This window comes from Thermococcus nautili, from assembly GCF_000585495.1.
In the GTDB taxonomy this organism is placed as follows: Archaea; Methanobacteriota_B; Thermococci; order Thermococcales; family Thermococcaceae; genus Thermococcus; species Thermococcus nautili.
Map to the genome: position 1 here is coordinate 771,916 of NZ_CP007264.1, position 17,304 is coordinate 789,219.

Sequence of the window (17,304 nt, forward strand, 5' to 3'; positions counted from 1 at the left end):
AGTCCCCTTGCCAAACAGCCCTTTCTGATGTCTCCTTTGTTTTTAGGGCATCCTAATTGCCGGGTGCCTTAAAAATTTTCAGAGAATTTTTACTTTTAATAATCTTAAGATTGTGTTTTGTTTTGTGTTGATTATTATGACTTAATAAAATAACTTTTGAATACAATAAAAATTTGTAAATAAAAATTATCAAAATTAAGTCAATAATTCTTTTTGAAAAATATAATTTAAATACAACTTAAGAAAATTATATTTGGGGGAAAATCTACAAGAAAAAGTTGAAAATATGAAACAATAAACAAAAAAGAAGATGTTCTTATTCCCAAATCAAGAACCGCGATACGCTTTAAGGATTAGCTCGGGCAGGCAGGGGTCAATTGCAATCCCTTCCTTTGCAGGTATAACGAACGCAATGACGACGCCATTTCCAACCCGCACAGGCTTGGGGGAATACCCAACCGCCTTCAGGACTTCCCTCTCCAACCGATTCAGAGACCCAAGCGGAATGACAAGCTCAACCTCACCCGTGCGGGGATTCTCCTTGAAGAAAGGCCTGGTGCGGTTCTTTACGAATAGAACTTCTCCAAGCTTTGCCATTATAATCTCCCACGCCAAGGGACCAAGGTGTTTGTACTCGCCCATCTCAACTCCTCCCATATACGAAGAATTTTTCGTAGTCGAGTCTGTAGAGGATATAGACCGAACCGGTGAGCTCGCCCAGGCGTTTAACTTCTTGACAGAGGGGTGCAAGTAACGAGGTAAGTTACCTGGAATAATGCTTGATATAGGTTGATGCTCTTTAATTGAGCACGATTGGCAATGCATATTTTTATTCAATGTTTTTAGATATAAGGTACATTATATCTCAAACTAACGAGCAGAAAAGTGCATTAGCAAGAGAAACGCATGAAGAGTATTTCAGTATTGCCACTCATATCTAAAGGTGAACAGCAAAGGCACCCCCGTGTTCTCTATGTTCCCCGCACAAATCTAAGCCTTCCAGACGTTAACCGCAGCATTGACCACGATGAATTGTAATGGGAAAAATTGGAATTGATGCGGGCTTCACCACGTGTGATTCCCCTGCAAGAGCAAGCGGGACAGGTAGCCAAATATTTCGGCCAGCATTTTACCCACCAAATAAGTAGATTCTTTGGATTTTATACAACTTTTCATATGTGAAAATTTACTTGATATAGGGGTTTTAATTCTCTTTTAAATTAGAAAAAAACTAACTAAAATTAGAGCGTTATAAAAATGCTGATGAGAATAATAAAATCACTAAGAGAATTACAAAACATAATAAGAACATAAACAGTAAACACCCTCCCAAGAATCAAGAGAGTTTGTGGTAAAAATAAAGGAATCAGAGAGAACGCTCACGGATGTGGCGGAGCACATTGTCAACTATCTGAGGGGCAACACCGATGTAATTCTCGGGTCTCAGCGAGGCCAAGTCCTCATCGGTTAGATACTTTCTAACTTCCTCGCTCTCCTTCACGACCTCAAGGAAGTCCCTTCCCTCCTCAAAGGCCTTCATGGCCAATTGCCTAACGAGCTCGTGGGCCTCCTGCCTGCCCATGCCCCTCTCGGCAAGCTTCAGCATCAGCGGTTCGGCCATGATGAGGTTCTTCGTCAGGTAGAGGTTGCGCTCGATGTTCTCCGGGAAGAACTCCAGCCCCTTGAGAACGCGGATTGTGACGCGGAGCATCTCGTCAAGGAGAACGAAGCTCTCGGGAAGGATAACGCGCTCGACCGAGGAGTTCGTGAGGTCCCTCTCGTGCCACAGCGGGTTGTTGAGGAGCGCGGGAATAACGTTTGAGTAGAGAACCCTCGCCAGACCGCAGACCTTCTCCGTCCTTATCGGGTTCCTCTTGTGGGGCATCGTCGAAGAGCCAACCTGCTTCTTTCCAAATGGCTCGCTGACCTCAAGGATTTCCGTCCTCTGGAGGTTTCTGATTTCAAGGCCGATTTTATCGAGGGTTGATGCAACCAAGGCCAAAAACATCATCAGCTCTGCGTATAAGTCCCGCGGAACGAGCTGGTTGGTTATCAGCGCTGGCTTAAGGCCAAGGTCCTCCATGACGAGCCTTTCAATCTCAAGGGCCTTCTCTCCGAATGAAGCGGCGGTTCCAACGGCACCGCGCATCTTGCCAACAAGGACGCGCTTCTTGAGCTCTTCAAGCCTCTCAAGGTGTCTCTGAACCTCGTCGAGCCAGAGGGCGAACTTCATGCCGTAGGTCGTTGGAACCGCGTGCTGTCCATGGGTTCTGCCGATGCAGACGGTGTACTTGTGCTCCTCGGCGAGCTTCATTAGCACGTCGCGGAGCTCCCTAAGGTAGCGCTCGATGAGCTCAAGGCTCTCCTTTATGAGGAGCGCGTTGGCGGTGTCGATTATGTCGTTGGAGGTCGCGCCGAGGTGGACGTACTTCCCGTGCTCACCGCAGACCTCGCTTAAGGCCTTGACGACGGCCATTATATCGTGGTGTATCTCAGTCTCTATCTCCTTGACGCGTTCGAGTTTCACCCACTCCGTACTGGCCCTCTCGGAAATCACGCGGGCGCTTTCCTCGGGAATGTTGCCGAGCTTCGCGTGGGCCCTCGCCAAGGCCGCCTCAACGTCAAGGAGCTTTTGAAGCTTGTTCTCCTCGTCCCAGATGCGCCTCATTTCCTCGCTTCCATAGCGGTAGTCAATCGGGTGAACCGCCATTCCAATCACCATTCTCGTGATTATTTTGGATGTTAAAACGTTTTCTTTTGACAACTATACGTCAATATCAGCCGGGCAAACGAGCGTTTTTGAGATGCGCTCGTCACTTAAAAAGCCCTTCCCACAGATAGAACCGAAAAGTATTTAACCCTATGCCCGCGATAGGCTGATGACAAAACTTCCGGAGGTGCCAGAAATGGCTGAGGAGCACGTCGTCTACATCGGAAAGAAGCCGGTTATGAACTACGTCCTCGCCGTGATAACCCAGTTCAACGAGGGCGCTAAGGAGGTCAGCATCAAGGCTCGCGGTAGGGCTATCAGCAGGGCCGTTGACGTCGCCGAGATTGTCAGGAACAGGTTCCTCCCCGAGGTCAGGGTCAAGGAAATCAAGATAGGCACCGAGGAGCTCCCGACTGCCGACGGCAGGACCGCCAACACCTCGACCATCGAGATTATCCTCGAGAAGCCGTGAATTTGACCCCTTTCCTTTTCCTTCGGGTTTCTTCTGAGAAGCAAAGTTTAATAGCACCGCCCCGTACCCCTTCTGGTGGGCCCGTTGGAGTACGAGACCATAGACGTTACAGATGAGCGGGTTCGCGAGCTCGCGCAGGTTCTCGCCAACGAAAGGGCGATGGCCATTCTGAGGCTTCTCCGCGAGCGTGAGCTCTCGATGAGCGAGATTGCGAAGGAGCTCGACATGCCCATATCCACAGTTTCATACCATCTTGACAAACTTCTCCGCGTGGGTCTCGTTGAAGTGGCCGGGAAAAAGTACGGCAAAAGATTGCAAGAGGTAAAGCTCTACCGAGCATCGAGCCGGCCGATTCTTCTGCTCCCGCGCCCAGCCGAGCGGAGAACGTCACCGTTGGACAAACTGCGCGTCATAACCCTCTCAGTTGCAACGGGGCTTTCCGCACTCGTCTACTGGGCCGCGGAGAAAATGTTGTCGTCTGAGAGGAGTAGCGGGACGGGGACAATTAAAATGTTCTCGGCCGAGACGACAAGCAGGGCCGGCCACTCGGGGGATTACGTTCCTGTCCTCCTCGCGATAATGACGTTCGTCATCGTAATTTCCGCAGGGTGGTTTCTTAAGAAACGTTTTTAAGAAACTCAAATCAACCCCAACTCGTGGGGTGAGATTCCAATGATGGCCGTGGGACAGGTGGTCAAGAGAAAGGCAGTGATTGTGAAGCCCGACGACACCATCGAGAGGGTTGCAAGGATACTCTCAAGGCACAAGGTTGGGAGCGCCGTTGTCGTGGACGACGACGAGATAGTTGGGGTCATCACCGACCGCGACATCCTCGACAAGGTCGTTGCGAAGGGACGCGACCCTAAGACCGTCAAGGTGCACGAAGTCATGACGAGGAACCCGATAACGATTGAGGACGACTACGACATAAGCGATGCAATAGACAAGATGATGGAGAAGGGTATAAGGAGGCTCCTCGTAACGCGCCTTGGAAAGCCCCTTGGTTTCGTTACCGCGGCGGACCTGCTGGCAGCCCTCAACAGCATGAACAACGAGGAGGAAGAGGAAACCGTTGAGGAGACCGAGGTTTACGGCATCTGCGAGCTCTGCGGTCAGTACGGCCCGCTCTACAGGGTCTACATAGAGGGCCAGGAAAGGTGGATTTGTGAGAGCTGTAAGGACAGCCTCAACCTTTAGCCCCTCAGCTCTCTCATTATCTCATCGAGGATTATTCCGAATTCCCTGTTCCTGTTCTCAACGCTCAGAACGTGGGTCTTTCCAAGGGGCCTGAACTTGTCAATCATCCTCCTGTGGACAACCGCCAGAAGGGGTTTGTCCGAGTTCAGCACCTCGCCGACGACCTTCACGAACTCGTCGCTCTTGTACTCCATCGGGCCGATTTCGTCTATTACAACCAAATCCGCCTCGACCAGCGCACGCCTTATTGCCGACACCCCTACTCGCTCAAGCTCATCAACGTGGACGACGTACTTTCCGAAGGGAACCCCGGGCAAGTGAGATGTTCCGCGCAGGCTCGCGAGCGTTCCTTCTTCCCCGGTGTCGAGGGCGATGATTTTGAAGCCTATTCTCCTTCCGTTTCGCCTGACTTCCTTCGTTATCATGCCCCCAACGATGTAGCCCCATCTCTCGACTTCCCTTGCGACCCTCTCGACGAGCGTCGTCTTCCCAACCCCTGCCGGACCGGTCACGAAAACCCTGACCATTTTTCACCACCGAAGGAGCTTTAAGTTCAGCCCTTAAACCCTTTGGGGTGGTCGCTGTGGAGATAAGGTACAAGCCTGAAGAACTCACGAGGCTCCCGAGGAGCGTTCGCTACGAGACTGGAAGGGTCATCATGATTGACCAGACTCTCCTTCCGAGGGAGTTCAAGACCATCGAACTGAGAACAGTTGATGAAGTAGCTGAGGCAATCATCACGATGAAGGTGCGCGGTGCCCCGGCCATTGGAGCGGCAGCTGCTTTTGGTCTTGCCCTCTACGCGGACACGAGTAAAGCCAGAACCAAGGACGAGTTCATGGACGGCTTTTATCAGGCATACGACAGGCTGAGGAACACGCGCCCCACCGCCGTAAACCTCTTCTGGGCGCTCAACAGGATTAAGAAGCTCGTCGAGGAGAACGCCGAGAGCCCCCTGGAGGAAATAAAGAAGCTCATAGTTGCGGAGGCGCAGAGGATAGCGGACGAAGACGTCGAGGCGAACCTCAGGATGGGCCACTACGGGGCAGAGGCCCTGCCGGAGGGCAACGTTTTAACGCACTGCAACGCGGGGAGCCTGGCTACGGTCCAGCTCGGGACCGTTGGAGCCGTTCTGCGCGTGATGAACAAAGACGGAACGCTGAAGCTCCTCTGGGTGGACGAAACGAGGCCCGTCCTTCAGGGGGCCAGGCTTTCCGCCTGGGAGTACCACTACGATGGAATTCCGCTGAAACTGATAACGGACAACATGGCCGGCTTCGTGATGCAGCAGGGAAAGGTTGACGCGATAATAGTCGGCGCCGACAGGATAGTGGCCAACGGTGACTTCGCCAACAAGATAGGCACCTACACCCTGGCGGTTCTCGCGAAGGAGCATGGAATACCATTCTTCACGGTGGCACCGCTCTCGACGATAGATATGAGCCTGAAGAGTGGGAAGGAGATACCGATTGAGGAGCGGAAGCCGGAAGAAGTGCTCACCTGCGGCGGCTGCAGAATCGCCCCAGATGTAGATGTCTACAACCCGGCCTTCGACGTTACACCGCACAAGTACCTCACAGGGATAATAACCGACAGGGGCGTCGTCTACCCGCCGTTTGAGAGGAACCTGAAGAAGTTGTTCAAGGAAGAACCTTGAAGCCCTCTCTTCATATTTCCTCAGAACAGTGCCTCTCCCTTATGATGTCCTCACTCAGCTCACCCTTAACGGACTTTAGAAGCTCCTGAACTTCCTCTATTGAAGGGGCCTTCTTTAGGAACTTCTTCAGGTGAGGATACGTTATCATCAGCTGGACGCGCCTTGCCGAGAGACTCATGGAACCACTGTATCAGCTTTGGGGAAAGAAATACTAAAACGTTTTCCCAAGCAACTTCCTAATCATCCCCAGAACAGACCTTTTCCCCTCAACCACCTCTTCCACAAAAACACCCTCTATCTCGCCGAGGCGCTCCTCGAAGGCCGGCAGGAGAAGGCCAACGAGCTCAAGTGGTTCGAGGCATGGACAGTCAACGGAGTAGTCGAGCGGTTCTCCGCCAGGAAACTCCGCCCTAAGCGTTAGGCCTCCTCTCTCCTTCCGGACCTCAAAGCGAGCGGTGCCGTTCTTTCCGACGACCTTTCCCCTGACAAGCATCGGAAGTAGTGCGGAGAGAGAACTTAAAGGCCTTTTTTGAACGGAGGGTTGAAAACCTTGGGAGGGTGAAGCGTTTAAAGGTTTGAGTCTATTTCAAACCGGTGGTGGCGATGTTCTGGCTCAAGACGAGAATCATCGAGGGCAAAGGTTCTCTTGAGAAGCTCAGGAAGGAGGCGAGCGGACACGAGAAGGTCCTTATTCTGGCCAGCAACTCGATGAAAAAGCACGGCTTCCTGAGCGAGGCAGAGGACTACGTTAGGGACGAGAGAGCGGATGTTCTGTCCATAGCCGGCCTTCCGGCGGAGCCGAGCGTGGAAACGATAGAGGAGTTCCTGCCGAAGGTGAGGGAGTTTAAACCTGACCTGCTGATAGCGCTCGGCGGTGGAAGCGTGATAGACACGACGAAAGCGTTGAAGGTCTTCTACGATGCTCCGGGGCTGAACTTTGAGGAGATAGCCTTCATGGACCGCTTTTCAAAGCCCAAACCTGTCCCTAAGCTGAAGACGAAGCTCATAGCGATTCCCTCGACGAGCGGTGCAGGAAGCGAGGTCTCCGGAGCGAGCGTTCTGAAGAAGGGAGGAATCAAGTACAACATCGTTACGCCCGAGATAGCGCCTGAGGTTGCGATACTTGACCCCCGCCTGCCGATGACAATGCCGAGGGAAGTGGCGAGGAATTCCGGGTTAGACGTCCTCGTCCACGGAATAGAGGCCTACACCACGAAGGTCGCCAACGACTTCAGCGACGCGATGGCGATTAAGGCAATAAAGACCGTCTTCAGCTACCTTGAGAAGAGCCTCGAAGGCGACGAGGAAGCGCGCGAAAGGATGCACTACGCCTCTACAATGGCCGGAATCGCCTTTCTCAACGCGCGCCTCGGTCTCTGCCACGCGATGAGCCACAAGGCCGCTTGGCTCGGTCCGCACGGACTTCTCAATGCCATATTCCTGCCCTACGTTATGGAGTTCAACGCCGAGAGAAGCGACTACGCGAGGAGGCGCTACGACGAGATAGCGAGGGAGCTCGGGCTGAGGGACTGGAGGGCGCTGGTTGATGCCGTCAGGGAGCTCAACGAGCGGACGGGCGTTCCGAAGCTGAGCGAGCTCGTCGATGAAGAAACCTTCATGGCGAGGCTCGACGAGATGGCCGAGAAGGCCTACCGCGACGGCCTCTTGGCCTTCAACCCGGTCGAGGCGAAGCCCGAGGAGATAAGGGAGCTGTATTTGAAGGCTTTCAGTGGAGATTAAAGAGGGAAGAAAAGCAGAGTTCAGCCAACTTCCACTTCCTTTTCTCCCCCGTTCTCGACTTCGCGAATCTTTCCGCCCTTCATGACCTCGACGATGGCCAGGCTTAGTATCGCCAGGAAGAGGTAGATTCCGGCGGAGGTTCCGAAGAGCACCTCGTAGGCCTTCGTCGTCGGTATCTTTATCTTGACCCACGAAGGGGCGCCTGGCGGGTGGAAGAGGGTGTAGTAGGTGCTCATGACGGTTCCAGCGATGGCCGGCCCCCACGTCGAACCGAAGTTCCTGAAGAGACTGTTGGCACCGGTCGCGACGCCCATGACCCTCTGCGGGACGCTGAAGACGAGGACGTTGATGAATGAGATGTTCATCAGCGTTATTCCCGCGCCAACGTAGGTTATCATCGCCACGAAAGCCCAGAGGTGGTTCGGCGGGAATTCGGGGGCGTACTTCGCCAGAACGGCGAGGCCCGAGCTCGCGATGAGCGCTCCAGTTATCGCGAGCGGCTTTGCACCGACCTTCGGCATTATCTTTCCGGCAAGGGGGGCTATTACGAGCATGACGCCCGCCATTGGAGTCATGAGCAGACCGCTGTCGAGTATGCTCTTGCCGAAGCCGTACGGGGGCTTCATCTGGAAGATGTAGGTGTTCGCCTGGCTCATCATCGAGATTCCGAAGGCCGCGAACATGATTCCGAGGTTCACTATGGCAGGATTGCGAGATGTCACGATGTCAAGGGGAATCAGAGGGTTCTCCGCGCGTTTCTCCCAGAGGACGAGCAGGACCGCGCCGACTATCGAGACCGCGAAGAGGGCAAGGGTTTCTTTTGCGGTCCAGCCGACGTTCGGGGCGCGCGTTACCGCGACGAGTGCCGGAACGACAGCCCAGACGAGGAGCAGAGCGCCCTGCCAGTCGAGCTTTCCGGGGTTGATGTATCTGCTCTCGCGGAGTATCTTCCACGCGAGGATGAACATCAACACGGCGAATGGCGCCGCCGAGTGGTAGGTCCAGCGCCAGCCCCAGTGCTGGGTAACGTAAGCTCCGAGCGGGAGGGCTATGACCATACCGACGCCGAACATCGCACTTATCATTCCCTGAACCTGGGGCACCATCTCGGGCGGGAACTCCTCACGAACGAGGCTGAAGGCGAGCGGGAATATTGCCATTCCAAAGCCCTGGATTGCCCTGCTGAAGAGCAACCAGCGGAAGCTCGGTGCAAAGCCGTTGAGTATAACGCCGAGGGTGTAGAAGCCGAGGGCAACGAGAAACATTTTCTTCTTGCCGTACATGTCGCCGAGCTTTCCAAAGACCGCGACGCTGACCGTTCCGACGAGGAGATAAATCGTGAGAACCCAGCTGACGTCGTTGGGGTTTATCGCGAACTCCTTCTGAATCGTTGGCAGAGCGGGAGTTAGCATCGCCTCTGTATACATGACGAGGAGCGGGAGGAGAACCACGACGAGCGTGGCCTTCTTCGCATAGCTGAGGTCATAGGTTTCGCCGTTCCTCGTGACGTTCATATCTCTTCACCGATATGTCGAACGATATATCGTCTTATAAAGTTAGCGGTAGGGGTTGAAAGCGAGTAAGGTATATAACCACTATTGAGAAACACCAAACCATGAAAGTCATAAGCGTGAAAGTTCCAGAATGGGTTTCGGAACAGGAAGCCGAGCTCTGGATAGCGGAGGGGCTCGGGAAGAAGATATCAAGAAAGATAGTCCTTGAGGCCCTTGCCGAAGGAATACCCCTGGATAAGAAATTCTTTGAGGAAACAAGGGAAGAAGTCTGGGCCGAAGTAAAGCACAAATATATCAAAATGGGATTGATATGAGGGTCGTTGTTGATAGCAACATTCTGTTTTCCATCATAGTATCTGGAAGGAAATCAAAGGCATTCAGGCTTCTCGAAGAGCACGAGCTTACCCTCTTCGCCCCGGAAGAGGTCATCCTTGAGTTCAGACGACACTCCACTAAACTTAAGAAGTTTGCAAAGGACTTTGAATACCGAACGTTTCTGACCTTTTCACTGGTTCAGATAATCCCGCTTGAGTTTTATTCCAACAAAATCAGAGAGGCCTATCAGATAGCCTCCAAGTTTGATGAAAAAGATACGCCCTTCATAGCCTTGGCCATGAAGCTTGGTATTCCCCTATGGACGGGAGATAAAAAGATTCTGAGCGCGGCAATCTCAACGGAAAGATTTTTGGCCCTCGATTCTACTGCATTAGAGTCTCTGCTGAATGGAGATACGCTGGAAAACGTACTCAACGAAATGAAAACTCGACTTGGTATTTTGAGAACACAGTAAAGTTCAAGAACTGAAGGTTCTCCCTTAAACCATGCACCCCCTCCTCAGAAAGGCCATCAGGGAGCGCTTTGGGAAGCTCAACCGGCTCCAGCAGGACTCGTTCAGGGAGGTTAGCTCGGGGAAGAGCGTTCTAATCATCGCCCCGACCGGTTCCGGGAAGACGGAAGCCGCTGTTCTGCCGGTTTTCAATGAAATCCTTGAGGAAGGACTAAAACCCATTTCTGCTCTCTACATAGCCCCGCTCAAGGCGTTAAACAGGGATTTGCTTGAGAGACTCGAATGGTGGGGGAGGAAGCTCGGAATAACCGTCGAGGTCAGGCACGGCGATACATCAGCCTACAGGAAGGCTAAGCAGACTAAGAACCCGCCCCAGATGCTAATCATCACCCCCGAAACCCTCGGCGTGATTCTGACGGTTAAGTCCCTCCGGAAGCACCTGAGCAACGTGAAGTTCGTCATCGTTGACGAGATAGCGGAGCTTGTAGATAATAAGCGCGGTTCTCAGCTCCTTCTGAACCTTGAGCGACTGGCCGAGATTGCCGACTTCCGGCGAATCGGCATGACGGCGACGGTTGGCAACGAGAAAGAGGTGAGGGACTGGCTCAGAGCCGAGGCGATAGTAAAGCCGAACTGGAGGAAAGCCTACCGCTTCCACGTGCTCTATCCAAAGCCGAAAGAGGAAGACAGGGAGCTTGCGGAGAAGCTGAGCGTCTCGCCGGAGATAGCGTCGAGGCTTAGAACGCTGTGGGAAATCGTGGAGAGGCACGGAAAAGCCCTCATTTTCACCAACACCCGTCAGTTCGCCGAGGTCCTCGCGCACCGCCTCAAGGCCTGGGGGAAGCCCGTCGAGGTTCATCACGGCTCACTCTCGAAGGAGGCGCGCGTTAGGGCTGAGAAGGCCCTCAAGGAGGGGAAAATCAAGGCCCTAATCTGCACCTCCTCGATGGAGCTCGGCATAGACATCGGCGACGTTGACGTTGTGATACAGTACATGAGTCCGAGGCAGGTGAACAGGCTGGTTCAGCGCGTCGGCAGGGCGAAGCACAGGATTGGCGAAGTCAGCGAGGGCTACGTCATAGCGACGAACGTCGAGGACTACCTTCAGAGCCTCGTCATAGCGAAGAGGGCCTTAGAGGGGCGCTTCGAGGCGGTCGAGCCGATAGGAGGGCTTGACGTCTTAGCTCACTTCGTCGTTGGTCTTCTCATCGAGTATAAGAAGCTCCCCCGTGAGAGGCCCTACGAGATAGCGAAAAGGGCTTACGTTTACCGCGATTTGAGCTGGAGCGATTACCTCGACGTTCTCAGCGTTTTAGAGGACGCTCGTCTTGTCGGCTACGATGAGGAAAGCAACCTCCTCTACCTCAGGCGAGGAGCGTTCCAGTACTACTACGAGAACCTCTCGACGATTCCGGACGAGGTTTCGTGGCGCGTTTTCGACGCCAAAAGCGGGCACGTCATAGGGAGGCTCGACGAGAGCTTCGTTATGGACCTTGAGGAGGGTATGGAGTTCGTCATGAACGGGCGGAGCTGGATAGTGCTCAAGATAGACGACGAGGCGAGGCTTTTGAAGGTTCGCGAGAGCAAGAGCCTTGAGAGCGCGATACCGAGCTGGGAGGGCGAGATGATTCCGGTTCCCTTCGGGGTTGCATTCGACGTCGGCAGGCTGAGGAGGGAGTTAGCCTTCGACTTCAACAAAGCATTGGGCCTTCTGGAGGGCGTTGAGTTCAGCGAGGAGGAACTCAGAAGGGCCTTCGAGGAAATCAGGGACGAGCCGTTTCCAACCGACCGCGATATCGTCGTCGAGAGCACGCCCAAGGCGCTGATAATACACGCCGATTTTGGGAGCAGGGCGAACGAAGCGATAGGTAGGATATTCCACTCGCTCCTAATCCTCCGGTACGGCAGGGTTTTCTCGGTAAGGAGTCAGGGGCACGCGATAGTCTTCAAGACCCCGTTCCAGCTCAATCCGGAGGAGGTCAAGCGCTACCTCTATCAGGAACCCGAAAGCGTCGAGTTCATCGTTTCCCGCGCTCTGAGGGATTCCCACGCCTACCGCTGGAGAATGCTGAACGTGGCCAAGCGGTTCGGTGCCTTGAGGCGGGACGCGAGGATAAGGAGAATCGAGAGGCTCTTCGAGGGGACGGTAATTGAGAGGGAAACGCTCAACGAGCTCTACCACGATAAGGTTGACGTCAGGAAGACCGAGCTCGTGATGGAGCTGCTCAAGGCCGGCTCTCTGAGGGTGAAGACCGTCCTGAGAAAGCAGCCGTCAACGCTGGCGAGGCTCAACATGACGGTGAGCGGGGAGTTCCTGCTGTCGGGCGTTCTCGAGAGGGACGAGCTGATTGAGCTGTTCAGGAAGAGGTTGCTCGAGCACGAGGTCGTTCTCGTCTGCACCAACTGCGGGTGGCATTCGAAGACGAAAGTGGCGAGACTTCAAAACATCAAGCTGAGGCAGTGCCCCCGCTGTGGCTCGAAGATGTTAGCTGTGGCGCACCCGATTGACGCCGAGGAGTTTCTCTCGGTGCTTGAGAAAGTGAGGCACGGAAAACCCCTCGAAAGGAAGGAGGAGAGAGCTTACAGGAAGCTGCTGAAAGCGGCCGATTTGGTCGATACCTACGGCTTCGAAGCGGTGCTGGCCCTGGCGAGCTACGGAACGGGGCCCGATACTGCCGCGCGACTGCTTGCGCAGTACAAAGGGGACGCATTAATCCTCGCGCTCATGGAGAGGGAAAGGCAGTTCATAAGGACGAGGCGGTTCTGGGTCGATAGGAAGGAGAAGGAAGATACAGAAAACAGGAGTGCATCTTGATTTTGTGTCCAAACGGGTTCCTTTGACTGAACCCCCACCAGTTACTGGTGATGCCCTACCTGAACGCGTGTTCCACCAGGGGGTCGGGAATGAAGTAGCCCTCGATGGTCTTTTCCAGATAACCGTAGCGGACGAGGTTGTTGAGGACGTTGGAAAAATTCTTGTCGTCTATTCTCTTCCCTTCGAGGAGTTCAACTGTCTCCTTTATCTCCTTCCAGCGGTGTTTTCCGTTGGCTACCGCCCTCATTGCCAGTTCGTACCGAGGGGATAACCGTTTCAGAGCCGAAAACTCCGAAAGAATTAACCTTTTAGCGTCCTCTTTGAGTCTGTTCAGCGCTTCCCTGTGGGACATGCCGAGGTAGCGGTTGTAACCGTAGAGGGTCAGCCAGCCAACTATTCCATCAAGTTCGCCAACGGTTTCTTCAATATCATCCTCCGGAACGTTAAGCCCTATCTCCTCAAAACCCCGCCTAAGGAAGTCTATACTCTGCCTTCTCTCAAACCTTTTCAGTCTTATCTCCCTGTGGGCTCTTCCGAAGAGAGCCGATTCTGGGTTGTGGATGCCTAAAAAATCCTCCAGCAGGCCCACCTCCGAACCCGTCAGGATGAAGCTCACGTTTTGCAGTTCGTCCATAGCCCAAGCTATCAGCTCCGGGTACCTTGAATTTGAGAACCTCAGGTACTGGGCCTCATCGATGGCAATTATGAAGCGCTCTCCGATGGAGTCTATGCGCTCAAGAACCTCGTGAAGACTCACGCTCTTGTCAACGCTCAGTTCTATCCCCAGTCCCCCAATACGAACCCCTTTGAGGGATTTTAGGGTCTCTTTGGCACGTTCCTTCGTGGAGCCCCTGAGGTAGCCCTGGAGTATGAGCTTCCCGATGGCTTCTTTTGGAACGCTTCCGAACTCGGAGTATACCTTTCTCGCATCAATCTTAATGCTTCTGTAGGGGAGTTCGTTTAGTGTAACGTTCAGAAGGGAGCTCTTGCCGAGACGCCTAATTCCGAGGAGCACTATGAGTGGAAGACCCTTCTCTATCGAGTTTTCAATCAGAGAAAGCTCTTCCTCGCGGTCATATAGCTCCTCCCGCTTCATCTTGGGTTTAGGGTTGAACAGCATACCCCCCACCAGTTACTGGTGGGGGGGCCTGCTTAAAAAGATTGGGTCAAAGGGAAGAAGAAAATCTCACTCCTTCGGTTCGCTCCCGCCGTAAATCTCATTGAGGGCCTTGAGGAACTCGCTGGCGGTAACGACGTCCCTGACGTCTATGCGCTCGAACTTGGTGTGCGAGATGTCGAGGTTGCCGGGGCCGAAGACTATCGTCCTCGTTCCGTTGTACATGAAGTTTATCGCGTCCGTCCAGCTCCTCATTCCGCCGAACTCGTCGAGGCCCGTCTTCTCCATCGCCTTTTTGGCCAGCTGGACTATCTCCTCGTCGGGCTCGAGCCTGTAGCCGTCCCATATCTCGGTGTACTCGTAGCTCTTGGTGTATTCGTCGAGTATCGGGTCCATCAGGTCCAGAACGTCCTCGACCTCCTGCTCCGGCAGGAGCCTCGCCTCGAGCCTTCCCTTGCACAGGGCGGGGATTAGGTAGACGGGGTTCTCGCAGACGAGCTCCTGAATGCCTATGTGCGGGTCGAAGAACTCGCCCTTGGCCTTGAAGGGTTCGAGCTTTTTGAGCTCCTCCAGCATCTTGTAGGTCTCTTCAATCGCGTTCACACCGCTCTCCGGGCAGGCGCCGTGGGCTTCTTTGCCGTCCACCTCGAAGTAGGCCTCGATGTTGCCGGCGTGGGCGATGTGGACTTCGAGGTCGGTCGGCTCCAGAACGACGGCCATCTTGGGCCTGTAGCGCTCCATGAAGAGCGCGCTCCCGCGACCGCCGAGTTCCTCGTCGCTGACGAAGACGATGCCGACGTTGAGGTCTTTGCCCTCTTTTCTCAGCTCCTCGAGCATGAGCAGAATCGCGGCCGCACCGCCCTTGATGTCGCTCGCGCCGGTGCCGTAGATTATGTTGCCCCTGACGAAGGGCTCTGCGCGAATCGGTATGGTGTCAACGTGGACTTCGTAGAAAAGCTCCGCCTCGGGGTTCACAACGAGGTCTATTATCTCGCCGTCGCTCTCTATCTTGACGTCGTAGTCGAGCCTGTGCAGGAACTCCATGATGTGGAGCATGAGCCTGTCTTCCTGGCCCGAAGGCGAGGGTATCTTCAAAAGCTGGAGGAGTATCTCCTTCGCTCTCTCGGTCTTCATTTGGTTCACCTAATGGGTTTTGGATTGTGAGCTTATAAACCCCTCACCTCCTCATACCAATACCTTATAAACCACCGCCCCAAAACCACTCCGGGCGATGAAGAGATTCATCCCTCCTGACGGGGACTCGCTCCCCCCGAGATGAAGACGCGGTCCCCCCTCGAGCCCTTTTGGAGGTGGGAGCTTGGAGAACCTTGAGGTAATCTATCCGGACCTGTTCCCAATCGAGATTCCGCCCAACACGGTGATGCTGAAGGGCCTTAACTGGGACTCCAACGTCTACCTCTTCCGCTCCGGAAAGGAAGCCCTCATCATCGACACGGGCACGGGCGAGAACGTCGACCGCTATTTCTCCCTGTGGCTCGGTGAGGGCTACCTCAACGGCCTAAGGAAGGTCGTGATATTCAACACGCACGAGCACTTCGACCACGTCGGCGGAAACCTTGCAATGAAGGAGCTCTTCGAGAGGCTCGGCGTCGAGGTTCTCTTCGCTTCGCACAGGAAAACAGCAGAAGCCCTTGAGCGCGCTGATGAAAGGATAATCCTCGACTACGCCTACGGGAAGAGGTTTCCGGGGCATGATGTTGACATCAAGCTCGATGATGGCGACTACCTTAGGGTTGGCAAGAGAAAACTGCTCCTGCTCCACACGCCGGGCCACACAGCGGGAAGCTCCTGCCTCTACCTCGACGGCGAAGTTAAGCTAATCTTCACCGGCGACACGATATTCAATGGAACCGTCGGGAGGACGGATTTGCCAACCGGAAACAGGGAAGAGCTGAAGAGAAGCATCGAGAGGCTGGCGGAGCTTGAAGTCGACTTCGGCCTTCCCGGGCACGGGTGGGTGATAAAGGACTGGCGCGGGAACATAGAAACCGTGAGGAGGTTCCTATGAGGAAGGGTTCCCTGAAGGAGGTTCTGGCAAAGATTAAGCACGACCCGAGGGAGGACGAGAGGAACTACTACATCGTCATCGAGCATCGGGGAGCGTATGGAAACGAGAAGAGAATCCCGGTTGAGATGATTGAGCTGGGCCACGGCTACTTCTTCATCGGCGAGACGCAGATTCCATACCACAGGATAATCCGGGTTGTCCGGAAAGACGGGAAAGTGGTGTGGGAGAGGCGCTCAAGAGATTAGCTCGAGCTCCGACGTGAGAATCGCCCACTCCTTCTTTTCGAAAGCCTCTGGAATCGCCGTCACTATAAGGTAGCCGTCGTTGATGATTGCGAGGTCCTTGACGTAGAGAACGAAGTCAAGGGTGTCCTTGAAGCCGAGCTGGCTAACGAGGTAGCCGAGGTTCTGGAGGAACACGACGCCGCGCCGTTCCCGCGACGAGCATTCCCTGAAGAAGCGGGACAGCTCGTTCCTCATATCGGGCAGGAGTTCTGGGGGAACGGCACCCTCCACGTCCGTCTTTGTAATCCAGAACACCCTGCCGGAGCCCTCTATGAACTCCCTGAACCTGTGGGGATTCTCGCGGACGAGGGCAAGGAGCTCCTTCGGCTCGTCGAGAAAGTCGAGGAGGAAGTACCTCGCCTTGACGTCGTCCGTGAGCAGGTAAGCTCCGGAGTCGAGCTCCCAGGGAGAACTGTGCCTCCGCTCAAAGGCCTCCATAAGGTCGTAGACCCGCTTTATCTCCTCGTAATGCCCCTGCTCCATAGCCGCGAGGTCGAGTGCAAGCTTCCTGACCTCCTCGTCCCGGGCAACGCTCGCAAGGAGCTCGTAGGTCTGCTTTGCGAAGAGCTCGCTCTCCATACAGTAGCGCAGGGCGGAGACGTAATCCTCGGCGCTCTCGAACTCTGGGTAGAACGGGTAGACCTCCACCGGAGGGGCGTCCACCTTCACGGGCTCCTCACCGGGGAAGAGCTTTTTGAAGAGCTCGCGAAGCATGTTCTCATGAACTTTGCTCTCCTCGCTCATTTTCCTGAAGAGGACCTTCACGCTCCTGCGCTTGGCCCTCTTTGCGAGTTCGGCGTAGTACTCAACCTCATCCCTCTCGTTGAAAATCGCGTAGCTCAGCAACTCCTTGGCTGAAAGATTTTTCAGACGATTCACGATTTCCTTCATTACCTCACTCGGGTCCCGCTCCATGACCAACGCCCAAAGTTACTTGGACACACCAGGGGAAAAGCTTTTCTGTTCCCGGCTTAACGAGGGA

19 protein-coding genes are annotated in these 17,304 nt (G+C 54.3%); 10 read left to right on the top strand and 9 right to left on the bottom strand.

The annotated features are described in order from the left end of the window. Positions 1-327 precede the first annotated feature (327 nt). Complete coding sequence (locus tag BD01_RS04250; protein ID WP_042690447.1) at positions 328-642, bottom strand: hypothetical protein; 315 nt, start codon at positions 640-642, stop codon at positions 328-330. 724 nt (positions 643-1,366) lie between these two features. Then, a complete protein-coding gene (gene purB / locus BD01_RS04255; protein ID WP_042690450.1) occupies positions 1,367-2,710 on the bottom strand; it encodes an adenylosuccinate lyase in 1,344 nt (447 codons plus the stop codon). 196 nt (positions 2,711-2,906) lie between these two features. Between purB and albA the strand changes: the two genes are divergently transcribed. The 3 genes from albA (at position 2,907) to BD01_RS04270 (ending at position 4,379) form a co-directional block, all read left to right on the top strand. Further along, positions 2,907-3,182, top strand: a complete 276-nt coding sequence (gene albA / locus BD01_RS04260; protein WP_013467275.1) for a DNA-binding protein Alba — start codon at positions 2,907-2,909, stop codon at positions 3,180-3,182. 75 nt (positions 3,183-3,257) lie between these two features. Beyond that, positions 3,258-3,815 (top strand): ArsR/SmtB family transcription factor, encoded by a 558-nt coding sequence (locus BD01_RS04265; RefSeq protein WP_394296084.1) that lies wholly within the window; start codon positions 3,258-3,260, stop codon positions 3,813-3,815. Between the two features lie 39 nt (positions 3,816-3,854). Next, entirely contained in the window at positions 3,855-4,379 is a 525-nt protein-coding gene (locus BD01_RS04270) for a CBS domain-containing protein (protein WP_042690456.1), read from the top strand. Here BD01_RS04270 and BD01_RS04275 read toward each other — a convergent pair. Continuing rightward, complete coding sequence (locus BD01_RS04275) at positions 4,376-4,906, bottom strand: NTPase (RefSeq protein WP_042690458.1); 531 nt, start codon at positions 4,904-4,906, stop codon at positions 4,376-4,378. The genes BD01_RS04270 and BD01_RS04275 overlap by 4 nt on opposite strands. Positions 4,907-4,962: 56 nt before the next feature. Here BD01_RS04275 and mtnA point away from each other — a divergent pair, with 56 nt between their 5' ends. Then, complete coding sequence (gene mtnA, locus BD01_RS04280) at positions 4,963-6,036, top strand: S-methyl-5-thioribose-1-phosphate isomerase (RefSeq protein ID WP_042690460.1); 1,074 nt, start codon at positions 4,963-4,965, stop codon at positions 6,034-6,036. Between the two features lie 10 nt (positions 6,037-6,046). Here mtnA and BD01_RS11235 read toward each other — a convergent pair whose 3' ends face one another. Together BD01_RS11235 and BD01_RS04285 are read right to left on the bottom strand one after the other, a co-directional pair. Further along, positions 6,047-6,214, bottom strand: coding sequence for a hypothetical protein (locus BD01_RS11235; protein ID WP_156927383.1), 168 nt, complete (start codon positions 6,212-6,214; stop codon positions 6,047-6,049). A gap of 33 nt (positions 6,215-6,247) precedes the next feature. Next, a complete protein-coding gene (locus BD01_RS04285; RefSeq protein ID WP_042690462.1) occupies positions 6,248-6,529 on the bottom strand; it encodes a hypothetical protein in 282 nt (93 codons plus the stop codon). Between the two features lie 110 nt (positions 6,530-6,639). Between BD01_RS04285 and BD01_RS04290 the strand changes: the two genes are divergently transcribed. After that, positions 6,640-7,776, top strand: coding sequence for an iron-containing alcohol dehydrogenase (locus tag BD01_RS04290; protein ID WP_042690465.1), 1,137 nt, complete (start codon positions 6,640-6,642; stop codon positions 7,774-7,776). A gap of 20 nt (positions 7,777-7,796) precedes the next feature. On the opposite strand, the gene BD01_RS04295 is transcribed toward BD01_RS04290, so the two are convergent. After that, positions 7,797-9,290 carry an MFS transporter gene (locus tag BD01_RS04295; protein ID WP_042690467.1) on the bottom strand — a complete coding sequence of 498 codons (1,494 nt, stop codon included), beginning with the start codon at positions 9,288-9,290 and terminating at the stop codon, positions 7,797-7,799. A gap of 116 nt (positions 9,291-9,406) precedes the next feature. On the opposite strand from BD01_RS04295, the gene BD01_RS04300 reads away from it, so the two are divergent. The 3 genes from BD01_RS04300 to BD01_RS04310 are packed head-to-tail and all read left to right on the top strand — an operon-like array spanning position 9,407 to position 12,892. Further along, positions 9,407-9,604, top strand: coding sequence for a hypothetical protein (locus BD01_RS04300; RefSeq protein ID WP_211233899.1), 198 nt, complete (start codon positions 9,407-9,409; stop codon positions 9,602-9,604). Next, entirely contained in the window at positions 9,601-10,080 is a 480-nt protein-coding gene (locus BD01_RS04305) for a PIN domain-containing protein (RefSeq protein ID WP_042690471.1), read from the top strand. Before BD01_RS04300 ends, BD01_RS04305 begins: the two co-directional genes overlap by 4 nt. 31 nt (positions 10,081-10,111) lie before the next feature. Then, positions 10,112-12,892: a DEAD/DEAH box helicase gene (locus BD01_RS04310; RefSeq protein ID WP_042690474.1), complete on the top strand. Its 2,781-nt coding sequence runs from the start codon at positions 10,112-10,114 to the stop codon at positions 12,890-12,892. 55 nt (positions 12,893-12,947) lie between these two features. Here BD01_RS04310 and BD01_RS04315 read toward each other — a convergent pair whose 3' ends face one another. Next, positions 12,948-14,012, bottom strand: coding sequence for an AAA family ATPase (locus BD01_RS04315; protein ID WP_042690477.1), 1,065 nt, complete (start codon positions 14,010-14,012; stop codon positions 12,948-12,950). A 66-nt stretch (positions 14,013-14,078) separates the two neighbouring features. After that, positions 14,079-15,143, bottom strand: a complete 1,065-nt coding sequence (locus BD01_RS04320) for a M20/M25/M40 family metallo-hydrolase (RefSeq protein ID WP_042690480.1) — start codon at positions 15,141-15,143, stop codon at positions 14,079-14,081. Positions 15,144-15,390: 247 nt separating this feature from the next. Between BD01_RS04320 and BD01_RS04325 the strand changes: the two genes are divergently transcribed. Beyond that, a complete protein-coding gene (locus tag BD01_RS04325) occupies positions 15,391-16,038 on the top strand; it encodes an MBL fold metallo-hydrolase (protein WP_084606348.1) in 648 nt (215 codons plus the stop codon). Beyond that, entirely contained in the window at positions 16,035-16,283 is a 249-nt protein-coding gene (locus BD01_RS04330; RefSeq protein WP_042690486.1) for a DUF504 domain-containing protein, read from the top strand. The genes BD01_RS04325 and BD01_RS04330 overlap by 4 nt, the downstream gene beginning before the upstream one ends. Here the strand turns inward: BD01_RS04330 and BD01_RS04335 are convergent. Next, complete coding sequence (locus BD01_RS04335; protein WP_042690489.1) at positions 16,272-17,237, bottom strand: DUF835 domain-containing protein; 966 nt, start codon at positions 17,235-17,237, stop codon at positions 16,272-16,274. The genes BD01_RS04330 and BD01_RS04335 overlap by 12 nt on opposite strands. Between the last annotated feature and the right edge of the window lie 67 nt (positions 17,238-17,304).

What these genes read in the sequence shown, in the direction of transcription:
- BD01_RS04330 (WP_042690486.1), top strand. Translation starts at nt 16,035, where the DNA reads ATGAGGAAGGGTTCCCTGAAGGAGGTTCTGGCAAAGATTAAGCACGAC.
- BD01_RS04305 (WP_042690471.1), top strand. Translation starts at nt 9,601, where the DNA reads ATGAGGGTCGTTGTTGATAGCAACATTCTGTTTTCCATCATAGTATCT.
- BD01_RS04325 (WP_084606348.1), top strand. Translation starts at nt 15,391, where the DNA reads ATGCTGAAGGGCCTTAACTGGGACTCCAACGTCTACCTCTTCCGCTCC.
- BD01_RS04275 (WP_042690458.1), bottom strand. Translation starts at nt 4,906, where the DNA reads ATGGTCAGGGTTTTCGTGACCGGTCCGGCAGGGGTTGGGAAGACGACG.
- BD01_RS04270 (WP_042690456.1), top strand. Translation starts at nt 3,855, where the DNA reads ATGATGGCCGTGGGACAGGTGGTCAAGAGAAAGGCAGTGATTGTGAAG.
- BD01_RS11235 (WP_156927383.1), bottom strand. Translation starts at nt 6,214, where the DNA reads ATGAGTCTCTCGGCAAGGCGCGTCCAGCTGATGATAACGTATCCTCAC.
- BD01_RS04250 (WP_042690447.1), bottom strand. Translation starts at nt 642, where the DNA reads ATGGGCGAGTACAAACACCTTGGTCCCTTGGCGTGGGAGATTATAATG.
- BD01_RS04335 (WP_042690489.1), bottom strand. Translation starts at nt 17,237, where the DNA reads ATGGAGCGGGACCCGAGTGAGGTAATGAAGGAAATCGTGAATCGTCTG.
- BD01_RS04285 (WP_042690462.1), bottom strand. Translation starts at nt 6,529, where the DNA reads ATGCTTGTCAGGGGAAAGGTCGTCGGAAAGAACGGCACCGCTCGCTTT.
- albA (WP_013467275.1), top strand. Translation starts at nt 2,907, where the DNA reads ATGGCTGAGGAGCACGTCGTCTACATCGGAAAGAAGCCGGTTATGAAC.
- BD01_RS04315 (WP_042690477.1), bottom strand. Translation starts at nt 14,012, where the DNA reads ATGCTGTTCAACCCTAAACCCAAGATGAAGCGGGAGGAGCTATATGAC.
- BD01_RS04295 (WP_042690467.1), bottom strand. Translation starts at nt 9,290, where the DNA reads ATGAACGTCACGAGGAACGGCGAAACCTATGACCTCAGCTATGCGAAG.
- BD01_RS04320 (WP_042690480.1), bottom strand. Translation starts at nt 15,143, where the DNA reads ATGAAGACCGAGAGAGCGAAGGAGATACTCCTCCAGCTTTTGAAGATA.
- purB (WP_042690450.1), bottom strand. Translation starts at nt 2,710, where the DNA reads ATGGCGGTTCACCCGATTGACTACCGCTATGGAAGCGAGGAAATGAGG.
- BD01_RS04290 (WP_042690465.1), top strand. Translation starts at nt 6,640, where the DNA reads ATGTTCTGGCTCAAGACGAGAATCATCGAGGGCAAAGGTTCTCTTGAG.
- BD01_RS04310 (WP_042690474.1), top strand. Translation starts at nt 10,112, where the DNA reads ATGCACCCCCTCCTCAGAAAGGCCATCAGGGAGCGCTTTGGGAAGCTC.